General features: G+C 54.1%; 4 protein-coding genes. All 4 read right to left on the reverse strand.

Annotated features, from left to right (window positions below):
* Positions 1-25: 25 nt before the first annotated feature.
* The 4 genes from Q0778_RS00710 to Q0778_RS00725 all read right to left on the reverse strand — a co-directional run bounded on the left by Q0778_RS00710 (position 26) and on the right by Q0778_RS00725 (position 17,813).
* Entirely contained in the window at positions 26-451 is a 426-nt protein-coding gene (locus Q0778_RS00710) for an Imm39 family immunity protein (protein ID WP_298302987.1), read from the reverse strand.
* Positions 452-456: 5 nt separating this feature from the next.
* Positions 457-2,262, reverse strand: coding sequence for a hypothetical protein (locus Q0778_RS00715; protein WP_298333304.1), 1,806 nt, complete (start codon positions 2,260-2,262; stop codon positions 457-459).
* 259 nt (positions 2,263-2,521) lie between these two features.
* Complete coding sequence (locus Q0778_RS00720; RefSeq protein ID WP_298333306.1) at positions 2,522-2,926, reverse strand: SMI1/KNR4 family protein; 405 nt, start codon at positions 2,924-2,926, stop codon at positions 2,522-2,524.
* 1 nt (position 2,927) lies between these two features.
* Positions 2,928-17,813, reverse strand: a complete 14,886-nt coding sequence (locus Q0778_RS00725) for a LysM peptidoglycan-binding domain-containing protein (RefSeq protein ID WP_298333308.1) — start codon at positions 17,811-17,813, stop codon at positions 2,928-2,930.
* Positions 17,814-18,079 lie beyond the last annotated feature (266 nt).

The following is an 18,079-nucleotide window of genomic DNA, read 5'->3' on the forward strand; positions in this document are numbered from 1 at the left end:
ACTATAAGCCGGAGTCGCTTGCTTCTCATTCAACAAGCTGACCCAGCAAGTGCTCCAAATGAACGGTCTGCAAATCGAATTTCTTGCCAATCGCTATCAATGCTATGAGAACTGCCTTGCGAAAGAGGAGCACCAGTTCGTCAAAATCTGATTCCAGCATCTCCTGCACATCAACTTCTATCGCCCCCTCGTAACAAAGGGTTTTTTTGTCGAGCCCAAGAAATTTGACCTCTTGATCAAATTTAAATCCATAGCGAATAACAACACCAACGAAATCAAACGGTGCGCCTTCTAGGTATCCCGATGATACAATTTCGGCTTCAATTTCGTCTTGAACTTTCGTGCCAGCTTTTAAGCTCTTCATACCTCTTAACTTTGCTGTTGTGATGGATGAGCCAGCAATGACCAATTTCCGATTGTGTTGAACACGCGAATTTGAAGGAAGCGCCATTTATTCTACCTGTTCGTCTTGTTTAGCGGCAAGGAATTGGCACCGAAGAGTCTTCTGAATGTTTCAATGGATTTAGTCTCATATGCTCTTGCCGAGGCTTTATCATTGAAATGCGCTCTGATCTCGCTCTCATGTATAACACCCGTTTCTCTAGATAAAGCCCGTGCCTGCGCTTCACCACGGATCGAGGCGCCATCTCCAACTCTCGTACCTTGAGCACTTTCACCTATCTTTACAATTTTACCATCAGCGCGTCTGATTGCATATACATGAGTGTCGCCTACATAATCCAAAGAATTCTTGTGGATCGGTCGAACAACAGGCGCGTCGAGTGCACCATTTACCCGACTTGTGTTGATACTGATGTCATTTGGGCTCTGCCACGGTCCAACTCTTTCGCGATTGAACGCACGAGCGTTTAGCGGAGGCACATCATCGACCTTTGTGCTGATTGCACGCCCAATCTTCCCGATCGCTCGTGTCGGAAGAAACTCCAAAGCTAAATCAGTGGTGCTTACCCTACCCTGCGCGTAATCATAGCCCACATCGAGGACGGCAATTGGTGCCAACACCAAGGATGCGGTGTCGACCCATATTTCGCCAATTGACAGCGCTGTATCCGCAAGGACAGCGAGTTCAATTTCTTTGCCGCCATCAATCCGGGAACTCAATTGGCTTGCGGCAGCTTCGTAAAACGATGCTGCTTCCGGAACCAAGGTAGCGCCTTCGCCCAAAAACTCAGCAATCGATCGATTGAACGGGTGCCAAGCGGGATTCTCACTATAAATCCTGTCAGCAAATGCAGCTCCGTTAGCCGCTTGCCGCTCTAGATTCGCTACAATCGCGCCATCTTGGCCAGACTGAGTAACGGCGACTGTTGCAAAATAGCTTTGACGCGCATCACCTTCTAGACCTCTCGCTTTGAAAAGTGGGCGGGAGGTGCCATCTAGCGAGTATGGCAAATCTATCGCCCCATTCACATCGATCAAACGGGTGCCTGTCACAATGATGTGCCCTTGATGCTCGGCCCGGATCGTCTGCTCCGCCACCTTGCCAAGATTCAACGTCGGTGTGCTAATCGGATCTAATTCAATCAACGGAATTTCGATTGGAACAGACCCATCCGCTAGAGCTGCAATCTTATGAGGTTGGTTGATCGAGGTGCGGTTAGCAGCCTGTGGTAAGGACGTTGAGCCCGCCACTCTGCCAGCTCTCGAACTGCCCCCATCAATCGCTCCCCCAATTGCCTGTCCGACGACTTGTCCGATCACATCGGGCAGGCCTGCTGCAAGCGCGCGGCTGAAGCTTGAGCCTTCGATCGCCGACCGCGTGGCGGCGCTGGCAATGGAGCGCGCTGCGCCAACGGCGATGTGGCCTGCGATGTTCTTAAGAGTGCGCTCTGCTCCGTCGCCCGAAAGCGGTTTGAGCTTTCCGCCAAGCAAGTTGCCAACGCCCGCAGCAACGCCCGCTGCGGCGACGCCGGCAAAGCTGAACTTGTCTCGCAAACCTGTTGCTACGCCGATGCCTTGCGTGATGGCGCTGCTCAGCGCACCTCTGGCGATTGCGCCCTCTAGGCCTTTGCCGAACAGACCATTGGCTCCGCCAAGGAATCCTTCGGGTCCAATGCCATTCGTCACACCCGCTGAAACTGCGGAGAGAGCAAGGCTCTTGAAGCTGAACTTCTTCTGGATACCGGTGGCCAGACCAACGCCTTGGCTGGCCGGACTGCCGCCAGCGGCCGCAAGGACTGCCTGGCCGAACGTCGCGGTGCCTACAGGCGACAGAACTGCGGTTACGGCAACCGCAACCACCACAAGCAAGATCTGCCCAAAGACACCACATTTGCCTTTGTTCTTGGGCGGGGTGGGGGCTCCGGGGTTTACGTCACCCAGCGCCTTGGAGGGATCATAGGGTTGGAAAGTTGAGGCGTTGTAGGTCGAGCGGGTGACCCCTGCGGGAAGCCGCAGGATCTGCCCCTCGATCAGTGGGGGTAAAAAGTTTGAGACATTTGCGACGCTTTCTAAGCGTTAAAATCCTATCGATTAGTGAGGGGCGTTTTGATCAAAACTTCTATTCATCATCCCAACTTTCTTCAACGATACGGGATGTGAATTCAGAGAAACTCGATGCAACCTTTGTAGAGCTAAAGGGCTTTTCGTAGTAGTTTTCATAATATACGCTGCCATCATCTGCCAAAGCCCAATAATTACCGAGTGCCGTGTCTGCGATTGGTATTGCCTTACTTTTTTTGTAACCTGGATCCAATTCAAGAGATCGCAATATTTGATCTGCGCTATAGAATCCGTCAATGGGTTCTCCATCTTGATCATCCAGAACTCCGCCGACAAATGCATTACCATGGATCTTTACAAATTCCTTGTAGTCTAAAGGTAAGTCAAAGCTACATATTTTCTCGATCTTCTTTAATCCCTCCTCGGTAAACGGCGTCCTTTTCTTTATGAAGTTTTCCAACATGTCACTTCCCGTTTCTTAAATCAGCCGCACCGCCTGAATGGTGTAGTCCTCTGTGGATATGGAACGGCACGATTTGTACAAGATCACCGCCAGCATGGTGAAATTCAACCTGGTTCAAGCTACGCCAGTCCTTAACGCTTTGACGAGACATACCAGTCTGACTAGAAATATGTGCGATTATCTGCCGGTCATCTCTGCGGCGGACACCTGTCATTCCCTGCACGCTAAACGCCTTGGGATGATCTTTAGGACCAGGCACTGCAAAAGCACTGAAATCAGGTACTCCGCGACGCCATGGAACGACTGTTCCAGTTGGTAGGTTCAGCCTACTAGCCAGAGCATCAGACAGTCGAAAATCTGAGTTGCCTTCTATGCCGATAAAATTGCCGTTCTCTTTAGCGGGTCTTTGAAAGTGGGGAGGTGGCGACCAATCTGATTTGCCTCCAGTTCTTGCGCCCCCAATTTTTGCCCCACCAATTCCAAGCGCGACGCCGAACAGTCCCAGCAAGGCCTTCGCACCGCCATGCAAGCCTTGATAGGTCTCAGTCAGCGCAATCGCCTGCTCTCTGTCGCTCTCAATGACTTCATCAAAGAACGCCTGATCACGGTTACGAACTCCATCAAATTGCTCAGGATTTGAGCCGGAACCCAGCGTTGTTGAAGCGATCCGCGTTGCTCCAAAGTCCACCGCATCGTCGACAATCTCCCCGAAGAGTGCTTCTCCTCCAAGCGCTACTGCAAGATTCTTGCCTGCCGCCAAAGGACCAGCAAGCACCTGAATGCCCAGTATGATCTCCTCGATGTGATGATCTTGAATGAATTCGTTGATGGCCTCCGATGCGTCGTTCACCACCAGAAGAGCTTCAGCAGACCGAGAGCGGATCGGTTTAGGAGCTTCGATTGTGCCATTATTGAACTTGATGACATCGCGATCTCCTTGCCCACTCAAATCAACGACATCAAAACCACCTTCAAGCAATGACTCCAAGCGGATCAGACCAGCAGTGCCACGTGAGGCGAAATCGAACGCAAGTTGCAGAGAGGCTCCACCTTCAACCAATCTATCAAACGCGGCTAGACTCTGAGGATCATTCTGGTTGAGCCGACTTCTCTGTTGAGAAACAGAATCAGCAACAGGGTCGGTTTCAAGTTGGTCGGAAGGAGGTCCGGTCAAAGCTCCCCCAATTGCCTGCCCGACGACTTGTCCGATCACATCTGGCAGGCCTGCTTGTAGCGCGCGGCTGAAGCTTGAACCTTCGATCGCCGACCGCGTGGCGGCGCTGGCAATGGAGCGCGCTGCGCCAACGGCGATGTGGCCTGCGATGTTCTTAAGAGTGCGCTCTGCTCCGTCGCCCGAAAGCGGTTTGAGCTTACCGCCAAGCAAGTTACCAACTCCTGCCGCAACACCCGCTGCCGCGACGCCCGCAAAGCTGAACTTGTCTTGCAGACCTGTTGCTACGCCGATGCCTTGTGTAATGGCGCTGCTCAAGGCTCCTCTGGCGATTGCGCCCTCTAGGCCTTTGCCGAACAGACCATTGGCTCCACCAAGAAATCCTTCGGGTCCAATGCCATTCGTCACACCCGCTGAAACTGCGGAGAGAGCAAGGCTCTTGAAGCTGAACTTCTTCTGGATACCGGTGGCCAGACCAACGCCTTGGCTGGCCAGACTGCCGCCGGCGGCCGCAAGCACTGCCTGGCCGAACGTCGCGGTGCCTACAGGCGACAGAACTGCGGTCACGGCAACCGCAACCACCACAAGCAAGATCTGCCCAAAGACCCCACATTTGCCTTTGTTCTTGGGCGGGGTGGGGGCGCCTGGGTTTACGTCACCCAGAGCCTTGGAGGGATCATAGGGTTGGAAGGTTGAGGCGTTGTAGGTCGAGCGGGTGACCCCTGCGGGAAGCCGCAGGATTTGTCCTTCGGTTAGTGGGGCTTGCGCGCTTGAGAGGCCGTTGGCTTGCGCAATCCGGTACCAAAGGTTTGTGTCGCCATATTGCTGTTGGGCAATGCTTGCGAGACTCTCGCCGCTGCGCACGGTGTAGCTGCCTGCGCGCGAATCCTGATTGTAGCTGGTGAAGCGGCTGATCGAATAGTCGAAATCCCCGCGCGCTGTGCCGAATTCAGAGCCGTTGTAGAATGCGTCTTCGCTTGGGTCTCCGGGCGTGCTCGTGCGACCAGTCACCGACTGCTCGTAATTGTGGTGATAGTCCCCACCATTGTTGGTGATGTGGCCCATTTCCTTGCCGCCAAAGCGATAGTAGATATCGCGTGGGTCGCCGCCGGACAGGTTATCTGCCTCGCGCCGTTCGATCACTTGGCCAGAGATATCATGCGTGAAGTTGACCGTGCGGTTGCGCGCATCGGAAATGACTGCGCGCAGGGTATTGCCGCCGCCATCGAGGACAAAGCCGGTCGTCGTGACCTTGTTCGAATTGCTGATATTGTCGGTGTGACGAACGCCGTTTTGGACGGCGTTGTCGTAGAATGTGTAGCTGTTGATCGTCTCTGAGGTCTTGGTCGGAACATCATCGCCCGATGTCGTCGTTATGGTTCCGGTGACGTTGCCAGTAGGTACATCGCGAGCGGTGAGCACGTGCGAGCCGAATGAGCCATAGTAATATGTGGTAACCGCTCGCTGATCATCACCGTTGCGTGTTGTATCGGTGATGGTCTGGGTGACGCGTCCGTTGCTCGAATTGTACGCTGTGCTCTGGCTGAAGACCGCGTTGGTACTAGAGTTGCGTGCAAAATCTTGCTGCAAGGTTTGTTGGCCCAGCAGGTTGTAGTTCATTTCGCTCAGCTTGCGGGAGCTCGGATTGAGGTCAACATACCAACCGGACTGTGGGTCGTAGAACAATGGCTCGGGATTGTCTTCGCGCAGTGTAATCCGCTCGACCTGACCTGCATCGTTGTAGGTGTACGCCTCCTTGGTTTCTTGAACCCAAGTGTATGTATCAGCGCCAGGCGGAGGAGGTCCGCCCAAGATATCGCCAAGTAGCGCGCCATTAAATGTGACAGTCCTGGTTTGGTTGTAAATCGTGTGCTTGCGTTGACCGGCCGCGTCCCATTCAAAGCGCGTGCCTTGCGAATTGTTGATTGCCACACCGTTGCCGGACTGTACCCCCTTGTCGACAACCACCCGGTTCATCTTGTCATAGGCAAACCAGTAATCCGTTCGTCTTGTAGCGCTCTCACCGCCCTGAGGGCTGAGCACCGCGTAGTCAGAAACGCTTCTGCGAATATTGCTGTTGGCATCGTAATAGAGCTGCTTGCTGGCCGCGGGGGTGTTCACGCCGCCCGCTTCATTCCAATTGGTCAAGCGCCCAAGCGCGTCATATGTCGCGGTTGAATTGCGCAAGACACCAGTGTTGGGAGTGTAGTTACCGCCTGTGATGCCGCCCACTCCGCCTGGGCCCCAGTCAACATCAATCGTACCCGTGCCAGAGCCACCGCCATTGGTCGGTGTGCCGGTTGATACATCGATGATTGTGGGACTGGCGTTTTGTGCGGACGCAGCAGAAATGGAACCCAGCTCGAGCGATGTCGCCGACGAAATTGACCCGCCTGTAGGAGCGGATAGGTTGATTCCACCCGTTTGGGCGACAGTAAAGTTGAAGGTTATCTGACCACTTGCTTCTCCGCCTTTTTGATCTTCAACTGTGTAAGATACCACAGCCGATCCAGAGCCGCCCCTGGCCCAGAAATTGATACTGGTTCCCGAGCCGCTGGCACCGAAGAAAGAAGGATTGGGTGTGCTCACCGAGCCAGGCTTGATGCGTACTGTGTCACCGTCGGGATCAGTCAGGTATTGTGCAAGGCCGAACGAGTAGACACCGTCGCGTATAAGATTGCTTCGGTTAACCGTGATGTTTGTGTTGCTGATGATCGGAGCGCGATTGGAAGGGGCGGCGACCGTGACTGTAATTCTCTTGTACGGGCTGTAAGCGCCGAATTGATCCTTGAGTCGGTATTGCACTTTATAAGTGCCATGACCGGAGACGTGCGTCAGTCTGATCTTTCTTGTATCGCTGTCGACCTTTGCAGTGAACTCTCCCCCTCTTCCGTCGAGGACGCTGATGTTGTTGATCGAAACGCTGTGACCATCAGGATCGTTGTAATAGATCACCTGACGCGAGGTGGACGCATTGCGTCCGAGGGTAACCGAATAATCGTTCGCGGTCGGCGCGCGGTTGGCGTTGACCGTTACGGCCACGGTCGAAGTCTGTGTCGAGACTCCATCAGTGAAACTGTAGGTTACCGTATAGTTTCCTGCGGACCCGGAATTGTGGGTCAGGCGAATAGAGTTATTCTGGATCTGGACGCCAAGGTTCGAGGAGTTTGACGAAACAGCCGTTAGCGTCTTCGAACGATTGCTTGCTGCCACATCATTTGACAATACATTGACCAGCTTGGTCCCGCGGTAATTGAGGGTCGCTGAATCCGGGTTGGCAATAGCGCCCTGGCTCACCTTGACTTGCGTCTGACCTGAAGTCGTCGATTTTCCGTCAGTTACTCCCCAAGAAATGAACGCCTTGTAGGGAACCCATTCCGGCTCAGGGTAATCACTGATCTTTACCAAATTCGGTGTCATGAAGACGCCGCGAACCCGCATCGTGCGATCGCCATTGAGCCATTGGATCTGGACCCCAGCATCCGATGGGAAACCCACCATAGACCGCACGAATTTCAGCGGCTCTGGCGCACCGTCAGGGTCGCTTGCGAGATCTGAGACGTTGATGTCGACGTAAGCGCCAGTGTCTGTCTGGATCACGCCATAGTTCTTCGCTGCCGGGGGAATATTGGCAACGTTGACAGTGATGTACCCATAGCCGCTGGTTGCGCCATACTGATCGCGCAACTGGTAACGAACCCGGTAGGTTCCATTGTCAGAGATGTGCGTGATGGCGATGCTGTTGCCGCTAACCGAAGCATTGAGCTCGCCGCCTCGGCCGTCCAAGACCGTTACATTGACAATTGAGACACTGTGACCGTCAGCATCTTGGCCAAAAATGACCTGCCGGGAAGTGGAGCCTTGGCGAGCAAGCTCTAGGTTATAACTGCCTGCAGTCGGTGCTTTGTTTGCTGCAACAGTGACAGAAACTGTGGCACTTCGGGTCGCCACGCCATCAGAGAAGCTGTAGTTTACTGTGTAACTGCCGGCACCACCGGATTTGTGCGTCAGGCGAAGCCGATTGTTCTCAATCCGAGCTTCCAAATTCGATGAATTGGATGAGGAGACAGAGACCAGTGTCTTTGAACGGCCGCTCGCGACAATGTCATTCGCCAAAACATTGACCAGGGCGGTTCCGCGGTAACTCAAATTAGCCGTATCATTTTGGCCAATTGCACCCTGACTAACCTCAACCACTGTTTGCCCGGAGACACTCGCCGCGCCATCGGTTATCGTCCAGGAGAGGAAAGGCACAAAGTCGTCGAGGTTAGGATCGTCAAATGGATCGTCAAATGGGTCGTTTGGAAGGGACGTAGTGGTGGGCGTCACGCCGCGAACGCGCATCGTTTGATCGTTGTTGAGCCATTCGATCTCGATCCCGGCATTTGGCGTGTAACTCACTTGGGAGCGCACAAACTTGAGCGGCTGAGGTCCGCCATCAGGATCGTTCGCCAGGTCCGTCGCATGGACATCAACGTATGAGCCAGTGTCGGTGCTAATTATGCCGTAAGGATTCGCTACTGGCGGAGTGCTGGCCACACTTAGGGTGATCGAACCAACAGCGGTCTGATTGCGGTCATCGCGAAGTGTGTATTCAATCCGGACAAGGCCAAGATTTCCGTTTGGTGTTATCTCCAGATAATTGTCACCAGATTGCGTGACGGTGACCGATCCAGCATTCGCTGAAATGGCTTCACCCGCAGCATTATAGACTTGGAATCCCACCAAAGTGATTGGATCACCATCCTGGTCAAGCCCGCTATCGTCGAACAGCTTGAACAAGAGCGGGTCACCATTGCGAGCAAGGTCTGTCGGGTGGGTGTAGTTGTAGGTCAGCGGTCCTTGATTGGTGGTGCGTGAGAGCTTTTCAGAAACCAGATCACCCGTCTCATTGTACCCAAAGCGCGTCTCAAGAACGGTCTGAGTTGAAACCACACTGTCAGATTTGATGTGAGTCTTGACCAGCCCGGTGTTGTAATAGTTGTAGTTGATAGTTGTGGTTCGGGCGGTCAGGCCGGTTAGGCGTCCTGCGAGATCATAGGTGTATGATGTGTCTTCACCGCTGAGATCAGTTTTGCGCGTTTCCCTCTCGTAGATATCCATATGCCGGACGAGTGTTCGCGTGTTTTCATAGGTCGTGGTCTGGACCCATCCGCCAAAGGTATTCAGTCCGATACCACTGATCGCTGCATTCCAGCTGTATTCGGTGTCGGTGATGTCACCGCCAAATGCGCGGGTGCTGACCACGCGGCCCTGCAAATCGTAGTCTGTGGTCTGTTTGTTGTTGGGTCCGTAGTGATTATTCTGACGTGTCAGAACCTGACCAAGGCTGTCATAGGTCATCTTCTCAACGAGACCACCTGCGTGGCTGATCTCAGTCACTCGGCCCAAATCATCATAGGCCTTGGTCATGACACGACCAATTTGGTCGGTTATCTTTCGCGCGTCGCCATGCACGTCGAACGCGGTTCTCACGATACCGCCATCTTCTGCAATCGTTTGGGTGACCAATGCCTCACTGCCGTTGTAGCCGGTGCCTGCGAGCAGCTTGAGGCGGGTCAGGTTTCCTTCGTTATTGGCCTTTCTGTAATGTAGAGTTTCGCCATTCTCATTCCGAACTTCGATAGTATACGCGCCATTTGCGTCTTGCTGGGCAACAAGTCGGCCAGAGAGATCGTAGTGGAAATCTTCAGCGGGGCGGACGAGTTGAGTTGAGCCGTCCACATGCGTTATGCTCACGACCGGGCTTTCCGAGCGGATCATCCGGCCCATCGTGTTGTAGGTATAAGTTAGCGTTGAACCGCGAGCATCGGTTTCGCTGATCACTTCACCAAAGGCATTGTAGGAGCGGAAGGTGTCGAGATTTTGAGCCCAATTCTCTCGAAGTTGTCGCCCCTCTTCGCGCACTTGTACGGCCATGTTGCGGGCATCATAGACTGTGTATGTACCGTTCACTTCGGGGTGGGTGACCGCTAGGTCTCCCGAGAAATCTGAAAAGTTAAACTGATCGTTTGCTGCAATAGCAGTTAGGTCAGCCCCTGCGGTGGTGATAGCCGCGGTCTGGTTGCCGTTTTTGTCGTAGCCGAAGAACTTCCAGACCCCATCGCCCGCATTGGTGGCCCACATGCGGCCGGCCTGATCAAATTTGTTTTCGGTTTGCCAGAGTCCATTCACACCCGCACGAGTGACGTCGCCAAAAGCGTTGTATTCGGTTTGCGATGCAAGCCCATCGTCCGCGCCGGAGCTGCTGTTGACATCCCATGAGTTGGTTGGACCATCCCAGCGAGCCTGCTTCTGCTCGACCACTCGGCCCAGCAGGTCAAACTTGGTAAGCGAAGCTTCTTTTTGCCCGGAGCGAGAATACTCCTCAACGATTTGTCGCCCGCTCTTGTCATAGAAATATTCGCGGACATTGTTCTGCGCGTCTGTCGTCTTTGATAGCAGGCCGCCCTTGTTGTACTCGTATCGTGTGACGCGTTCTGCAACGCCAGCAGCGCCGGCCGCGACCGATTGAGCGAGGTTGCCAAGGCCATCATATGCGTAGTCGACGCGAGGTGTAACGGTCGTTCCGGTATGGCCGACAAAGGAGGAGCGCTCCTCATATTCGAGCCGCCCGCCATCATCGTAGGCATAGGTGATCGAGTCGGCCGTTCGATACCCTTCAACATCTGCTGTTGCCTCGGTCTTGGTCAGAACCTGCCCCAGACCGTTGTAAGTGTAGGCGACCTCGCCATCGAGCGTGATGTTCGTGCCATTGTTAGCGACCTTGTCGTAAACCTCGATGCCCAGTCGCTTCTCGGTCAGTCGATTACCAACCTCGTCATAGGAATATTCGGTGATCCGATCATCGCCAGAGCTTGCGATGTTTGGCACTGTGCCGACAATCGGATTTGTTATTACATCGGCAGCCTGCGTTTCGGTGAGGACATTGCCTTCTGAGTCATACGTCCATTTGGTCGCATAGCCCTCTGCATCGACCTGTGCGGTCTTGCGCCCGAGCGTGTCATAATAGGCGAAGGTCTCATTGCCTTCGGGATCGGTCGTTTTGACGACATTGCCGTTCGCGTCATATTGATAGAAAGTGTCAAGCGATCCTGTTTCATCATTGGACCAACCGCTGCCATCTACAAAATGGCCCGTGCGGTAATCGGTTTCAAGCACGACCGAACTTTTCGACATCCGGTTGAGCTTGTCGTAATCGAACTCGGTCACTCGGGAGACACCTTGAGGCGCGCCTGGAGCTTCGCCTTGGGCGCCACCGTCGCCAATACCGGCAAGCTGGCTCTGAGTTATCTGCGCGTCGAAAATCTCAATACGTTTGACGTTGCTGTTCTTGTCGTATTCGTAAGCTGTGTAGGTGCCTAGCGCATCTATCTCCACAACCTTGCGATCCAGATCATCGTAGAAAAACAGTGTCCTCGCACCCGAGGCATCAATCGTGCTGCTAACGTTGCCGCGGGCATCGTAGGCAATAGACTCTTTGGGTACATAAGCAGCGTTTAGCTGTTTGTGCGTTTCTTGTTCAAAGACCTTCCGCGCCTGCCCTCGAGTTTCGATAAGGCGATTGGCGTCATCGTAGATGTAAGCGGTCCGGCGGGTTTCACTGAGCTCGGCATTGTCGAATGCCTGAGTGTTTTCGAGATCAAAGAGCTGCGCAATTTCAATCGCCGTCTCGCTGCCGTCCAGCTTAAGCGCCTCGATCATCTCGACGCGATTGCCACGTGCATCAAACCTGTAAGCGTTCCCGATTTTTGCAGATTGCGGGACGCCTTGGCTGTTGTAGGCGGCGATAGGCATGACCTCCGCCACCAAAAGGCCACGCTTGTCATAGATGTAGGTGGTGATGTTGTCCGAACCATCAACGTTATTCGATGTCTCAGATTTGCCGGTCAGGGAAATCCGCTCGCCAAAAGTGTTGTAGTTGTAAGTCTCTACAAAGCCTTCAGCATCGGTCGTGCGCTCCAACCGACCCGCTTGGTCATAAGCAAAGGTGGTCGTGGCATCTTGGCTCGCCTCATAAACGATGCTTGGCATGCGGGAGACTGTTGGCATCCCGCCAGCCCTATTTTCGTACCGGGTGACGCTCTCCACCTCGCCAAAGGTCGTGTAGGCGGTTTCGGTCACGTGGTTTTCAGCATCCACGACATGGGTGACCCGGCCAAGGCTGTCGTAGTATGAGTAAGTGCTGTTTCCGCGTGGATCGGTTGCCTTCACCACTTCACCAAAAGCGTTGTATTCGTAGGCTGTTACGCCGCCTTCGGGGTTCGTTTCTGTTAGGACACGGCCGCGTTCGTCATAGGTGAATGTTGTAATGTTTCCGTTGGGATCTTCCACGGAACTGATATTGCCGATGCCGTCGTAATAGTAATGTGTATCGGCTCGCTCAATAGCTTCGAAACCTAGCGATTTATGAGCCAGTCGACCAGCGGCATCATACCCGTAGAAGGTCCTGCTACGGTCTGTTGCCGCTCCATCATTATTGGTGTAGCCTACAAACTCGCTGTTGGTTTGGCCTGTTCGGTGAAACTTCCAGACTGTGCGATTACTCTCACCGTCATACATGGAATTTCGACGACCAGCCGTGTCATAACTGTAGCGAACATCAGTCCAGCTGCCAGCATTGCTGGCCATCGAATTGATATCGCCGTTGCTTGTTGAATCGGTGGCATTGACCTTGTTCGACCAACTGATCTCGCGGGTCAGCCGGTTTTCATTGTCGTAATCGTAGCGTCTTACGTAGCCTTCGGCATCGACCGAGAATTTCAGTACGCCTTGGCTCGAATGCCAATATCGTGTCGTACGCGCGTCGCTGCCCGAACCAGCGACCACCTTTTTGACAAGCCCTTGAGTATCATAGGAAAAGGTCGTTGTCAGTCCTACGGCGTCGGTTGTAGACTCAACCTGGCCGCGATCATTGTAGGTCGTCGTGCTGGTGCGGTCAGTGTTGGCGTTTGCAATTGCGCCGACTTTCGCCTTCACGGCATCGTAGGTGTAGTCGCCATCGGAAATCGCAGTGGCGTGAACTGTTGTCTCAACAAGCCGACCGGCTTCGTTATAGGACATGCTCGAGACCTGCCCCAAGGCGTCGACAGTGTAGCGGATTTGACCTTGGCCATCATAGACAAAGTGCGCACTGCGGTTGGAGGGAGAACTCGGCGCGGCGGTTGATCGCAGTGCACTGAACTCGCCAATATTGCGCAATGCTGGATCGGTCAGCTGAGCATAGGCGATCTCTTCGATCTTTTGCCCTGCCGCATCATAAACCGTTTCTGTCAGATAGCCTTCGCCATCAAGCGCGCCTACGAGGCGGCCAGAAAGGTCGTAGAAGGCGCGGCTCACAACGTCATTCTCATGCTCTGTTGGCAGTATGAGTGAAGTGGGCGCAGTGGCTTTGAATGAACCGACCTGGGCGTCAGTTAATGTATTGTAATAATTGGTGGTTCTTACGAGATTGTCTGAGCCGTCATACTCAAACCTGACGACTCCGCCTTTGCCATCAATCGACTGGATAATGAGGCCTTTGGCATCATACACATTCCAGCCCCATACATCTAAGCCGTGGCTTCCCGGCCGGATATTGGCGATCTGAAGGGTGTTGTTAGGGTCCTTTAAGGACGCCAGACTGGTGGAATTTACCCCGTTGATGTACCTTACACTGGCAATCACGCGACCAAGCTCATCGTAACGATATTCGACGAGGTCTCCAACTTCGTTAACATCAGCGATCTTTCGACCCAGCTTGTCGAAGACGTAGTAATTCTCAACACCCGTTTCATCGGTCGAGACTCGCAAACGGCCCATGCTGTCATATTGATACGATGACGTCCCGGTGAGGTCTAAGTTGCCGGATGTGGTCTGATCGACGAGTTCACCCGCCTTATTGAAAGTCCTCAGAGTTGCGCCGCCAGAGCTGGTCGTGATCTCGGTTGTTGTCTCAGCATCGTCAAAGACAATGGTTGTCGTCTCGCCCGCCAAGTCCGTTGAAGCGACTAGCCGGCCGAGCCCGTCATAAACGAAGAACTCGGATTGCTCGTGGCGCTGATGTCGTTCGATCAGCTGACCAGTCTGGTCATATGTGTAGTAAGAGGCGCTTATGCCTTCATTTTCGGAAACATCGCCGCTGACCGTCGCGGCACCATAGTTACGCGCGAAGGTCATGGCTCCGCGAGCGTCGTAGCCGTAGCGGACAATCTTGGTGCTCGAGCGATCGCTCAAGCCGTCACGCCAAGCGTCCATCTCGCTGAGGCTTAGAGTTGGGGCCGTGCCGGTGAAGAGATGCTCGGGATACTCGATCGAGTGGCGCAGCTGACCGAGGTCATTGTAGCGATGTTCGACGACATTGCCTTCTGCGCTGATTTCGTACCGCAGCCTGTTGTGGCTATCATAAACGAAGCGTGTCTGTTCGACGCTTCGGCCAGCCGAAACCTCATAGGAAGGCACCACGTGAAAATTGCGAATGGAAAGCGTGCCATCTCCACCTAACGCGTCGCGCTGGTAGAAATGTGGGCGCAGGAATTTGTGACCCGCCGTGGCGGTGAAAGTGTATTCAAGTCTCACCCAGCCTTTGTCGAGCAATTCGTTGGCGGTGAAGCTGGCTGAAGGCCAAAGCCCCTCGTGAGAAACCCGATCGAAGTTCTCATCATGGGTCAAGAAACCGATTGCGACGGGCGCGCCCTCGGAAGGGTCATACGCGGCGCCATCGATTTTGACATCAGCGTAGACGGTATAGGATTTGCCTGCTTCAGCTGTGATCAGTTCACGCGCGCCTATCCCACCCCAGACGTTCGTTCCGGTCGCTTTCGAGGCAACCCCATTGTCGAAGGTCCAATAATCTCCCACTGGTGGCACCTCATCGGGTGCACCTTCAGCGCCATGGGAAAGCGTTTCGAGCGGCTTTGTCGTGATGTCGGCAAAGCGATCCCAGTCTCTTGCAATCGTGCTCTCAACGCTTCCGGAGTTTACGCTGAAATTGCGGATCGAGATCGTGCCATCACCGCTGAGCGAGGGGCCACGATAGAAAGTTGGGCGTAGATACTTGTCAGCATCAGTCGCCTTGTAGGCATAATCAATCCGTACCCAGCCGGTGTCTAATAACTTGCTGGTTGTGAAATCTGCACTGGGCCAATTGGCAGAATGTGCAACCTGGCCGTAGCTGTCATTCAGTGTAATGAAGCCTAGTCCGAAGGGGGACCCGATCGTTTCATCGTAGGTCGCCCCCTCTATCTTAACCTCGGCCGAGACGGTGTAGTAACTTCCAGCTTGCGCCCGGATCACTGATTTGGGGTTGATGCCAGCCCAAACATAACCGTTGGTTGCCTGAGTGGCGACTCCATCCTGAAGCGTCCAGTCGCTAAGGAGGTCTGATGCATCCTCAGGCGAGCCATTTTGCCACTGAGTCAGAAACTCGCGCGGATGCGACAAGAGATCGGAAAATAGCTCCGAACTACGGATCAGATTATTGTTGTCATCATACTCATTGATGATGGTCCGACCGGTGGCATCGGTGGTCGAAACAACATTGCCATTCTCATCGTAAGTGAACCGTGCCTCCCGGCTCGCCGAGCTGTACGCGATGGTTGAAGCGCCGGTTATGGTGCCAGTTGGCGAATTCTGTCCGGGATCAGAGTTAGAACCTGAGGCGCCTTGCTGAGGATCCTGGCCGGTCTCAAAACCAAGCAGCTCTGCATCGACAGCGATATCGAGCGTGTCGTCATCGGTGAGGATTGCGCTGTCTAATGTAACCTCGCGCACCTCCGGTTTCCATGTCAGCGCCCGCACGCTCTCGCCGATACCGGTATGGTGGGATGTGACCAATTGGATATCCAATTGGTCGGAAGTCCGGTTGTCGCTCCAGATGAAGGCGGCGGCATTGTGCACCTTCTGACCAGTTTCTATGTCATAGACACCGCCAAGTTTGGTCGAACCGATCGGCTCTGTCCCTGCAGAAAGAACATAGCCCACCATCTTGTACCACTTGCCCGTTTCGAAGACATTGTTCGAACTTGTGTTGATATCAACAAACCTGGGGTAGGGATTATCGCCCCCATGGCTGGCGTACCCCAGACTGTCCCCATTCCCAGGCTGAAGGCGGATCCTGAAATCGTTATCAGTATCCTTCTGAAAGTAGGCGGTGAATTCGTATGACTTTGCGGCATCAAGCGTCATACGCTCGCTCAAGTAGGCATTGCCGCCATTGGCACTCCCACTGATATTGCTAAGATTGAGCGCGACTGTGTTGTTGGAGTCAGCAGCAGCATAGGGACCCGTCGTCTGCTCCCAGGTCGTCTCGTGACGCCCCCAACCGGTCCAGCCAGCAGGAAGCGTTCCATCATCGGGAACGGCACCGTTAGGGTCCTCAGGCCATGGCTCCCCACTGACCTCATTCTCACCGCGACCCGTCGAGGCAAAAGTTGGCGGTGATGCAGCAACAGGTGTCCCACCGCCGCCATCAATGGCGTCCACATCGAGCCCGCCGCCAAGCGCCGTGGGATCAGGCGCATTCCCGTCGCCTTCAATAACCCTTATGACATTCCCGTCCGCGTCATATTCAAACTGGCGGATTTGCGGGAGCGCGCCCGTTTGCGGAGCGGTTGTTGTAATTTGGAGCAGGCGACCACCCGCATCATAGTCGAGCCTGGTTTTCGTCCCATCAGGTCCCGTCACCTCAGTGTAGCCAACGTGATAGGCGAGGCTGGTCACTCGGTCTGCTGGAGGGTTGGTTTGCCCCGGCCTTGCGACCTTCTGCGTCAGCGTCTCAATTCGGCCATCTGCAGTGTATGTGATCGAAAGCTCGGACCCGTCGCTTTGCGAGATCTTGCTGACCAGATTGCTGGTCGCATCCACATACTGATAATTGATCGAGTACAGGTCACTGCTTTGCTGATCATGATCAAACACATGATCGTCGGCCGAGCGAATCTCAGGAGTCAGATCGGTCGTGACCTGGCTCAGCCGCCCTTGCGCGTCATACTCATAGGCTGAACGATACTGATAAAGGCGAGTGCCGACCGCTGCCTCACCGACCTCCTCCTCATCTATCTTGATGTAGCTGCTGACGATCTGCGTGATGCGAGTTTTGTCGTCATTCCAAGTGTATTCGAGCCAATCGCCATTCTGGGTCTCGATGCGATGCAGGCGATCACTACCATCCTCATATCTGTAGGTCAGCTTTTGGCCGTTCACATCGAATAGCTCAGAAAGGCGATATTCTCCGACTACCTCAACAGTCGCTTCGTAGACCTCACGAGTGAGGCTGTCCCCATCCGTCCAAGTCCAACGCGACCCATCGAAGTCGAGCCGATCATGCGCACCAGCTCCGTCAATCGCCCAATAGGCTAGCTCGCCGTCGCGCACCGAGTATTTGTAGTTGATGACCGATCCATCAGCACCCAATCTCTGCACGGTGCTGCCGTCAGTGTTTTCATCACCATGGACGGCGAAGATACGCCTGGTGGTCGACTGTTGCCATTGGTCACCATTGTCCCGGTCGCTGGTGTGGACAAGGCTATTGTAACTGCGTGAGACCGCGGCATCGGGACCAACGCCGGTTAGAAACTCATCGCGCCGCGAGATGACTAGGTTGCCAGTAGCAGCGTTGACAGAGACGTTCTCTCCGCCTCTGCCGATGCCAGCACCGCCTAGTTGGCCTGCGCCACCCAGAATGTTAGTTGAACCACGTTCTACGCCTGCACCGAACCCGGTGAAAATCGCGACCATCCATTGAACCTTTGAGAGCGAATTTGTGAGTAAGAAATCGGAATATTACTTCCTCTTCTTTGCTACCATCCACCGATCCGAAGGAATGTTTAGTGGTTATTGAGATTCTTTTTGAGAAACGCTTTTGAATTTGTCTTGGGGTTTCGACGACCTCCGGGAATTGCGGCAAGCTTTCCGATCAGGCCTGGCTAACTGGATTCAACGTGAGACAGGCTCAACCCGACTCCTCAATTGGAAAACTGCTTATCGCAGCGCAGGCTATCCAG

This window comes from uncultured Erythrobacter sp. (genome assembly GCF_947502395.1).
GTDB lineage: Bacteria > Pseudomonadota > Alphaproteobacteria > Sphingomonadales > Sphingomonadaceae > Erythrobacter.